The sequence below is a fragment of the Massilia sp. CT11-108 genome, assembly GCF_047302915.1.
GTDB classification, from domain to species: domain Bacteria; phylum Pseudomonadota; class Gammaproteobacteria; order Burkholderiales; family Burkholderiaceae_D; genus Telluria; species Telluria orientalis.
This window is the reverse complement of sequence record NZ_JBKYMO010001128.1, coordinates 1-668: the sequence shown is the minus strand read 5'-3', so window position 1 is coordinate 668 and position 668 is coordinate 1. Positions and strand designations below refer to the sequence as shown.

At 72.8% G+C, this 668-nt stretch carries 1 pseudogene; it reads left to right on the top strand.

From position 1 onward, the window contains the following. Positions 1–668: pseudogene (locus ACEN88_RS33565) on the top strand (L-fuculose kinase); the annotation flags it as partial.

Here is a 668-nt window from a genome sequence, read left to right as displayed (position 1 = left end):
GGGCACGCTGCGGTCCGAGGTCGCGGCCGCCACGTGGCTGCCGGCGGACTGCCAGGTCCTGTGCGGCATCCACGACAGCAATGCGTCGCTGCTGCGCTACCTCGGCCGCGCCGAAGGCACCGTGCTGTCGACGGGCACGTGGATGATCGCCGCGGCCTTCGGCACGGCGCTGGACGGGCTGCGCGAGCAAGACGACATGCTCGCCAACACGAACGCGCTGGGCCGGCCCGTCGCGTGCATGCGCTTCATGGGCGGTCGCGAATTCGGCGAACTGGCGGGTGCCACACCGGCGCCCTGCGGCCTCGATACGATCGAGCGCCTCGTCGCGCAAGGCACGCTGGCGCTGCCGTGCTTCGCCGCGACCGGTGGTCCGTTCGCGGGCCGCAGCGGCAGCATCGAAGGCCCGCCGCCCGCGGACGCGCAGGAACGCTATGCGCTCGCGACGCTGTACTGCGTGCTGATGACGGATTACTGCCTCGACGCGCTGGGCGCCGCGGGCCCGCTTGCCGTCGAGGGCAGTTTTACCGCGAACCCGTGGTTCGGCCCCCTGCTTGCGGCGCTGCGTCCGCAACAGCCGGTGTCGTATTCGGACGATGCGAGCGGCACCACGTGCGGCGGCTGGATGCTGCGTTACCGCGATGCGGCGCCGCCGGGCGCCAGCAGCGCGG